General features: G+C 65.1%; 1 protein-coding gene. It reads right to left on the bottom strand.

Annotation, left to right across the window (positions count from 1 at the left end):
• Positions 1-450: FAD-dependent monooxygenase (locus RNC47_RS36820; protein WP_311605226.1), on the bottom strand; the 450-nt coding region annotated here is incomplete at both ends.

The following is a 450-nucleotide window of genomic DNA, read 5'->3' as shown; positions in this document are numbered from 1 at the left end:
CACGTGGCCGGTGCGGTCGATACGCAGGTTCTCGTAGTGCCGCAGCTGCGTGCCGATCTCGCCGGGCCGCGCGTCGCGCAAGACGACGGCCAATGTCATCGCGTCTTCGATGGCCTGGTTGGCGCCCTGTCCGAGGTGCGGCGTGACCGCATGGGCACTGTCGCCCAGAAGGGTGATCCGTTCGGTGGACCAGCGGTCCAACGGTTCCCGGTCGTAGATTCCCCACCGGAATGTGGAATCCATCGCGTCGATGATCGATGACACTGTCGGATCCCAGCCCCGGTAGGCAGCCGCGAGTTCGGCCACATCGCCAGGGGCGGTCCACGATTCGGTCACGGTGAGATTGGTGGGGACGAACGCGACGATGTTGATCAGCTCACCGCCGGACACCGGGTAGGCCAGGAAACTCTGCCGGGGACCGAGCCACATCGAGCTGGCATTCATATCGAC

The organism is Streptomyces millisiae (assembly GCF_031845425.1).
Taxonomy (GTDB): Bacteria; Actinomycetota; Actinomycetes; order Streptomycetales; family Streptomycetaceae; genus Streptomyces; species Streptomyces millisiae.
The sequence above is the reverse complement of the archived record's forward strand: the minus strand, read 5'-3'. Positions and strand labels throughout refer to the sequence as shown.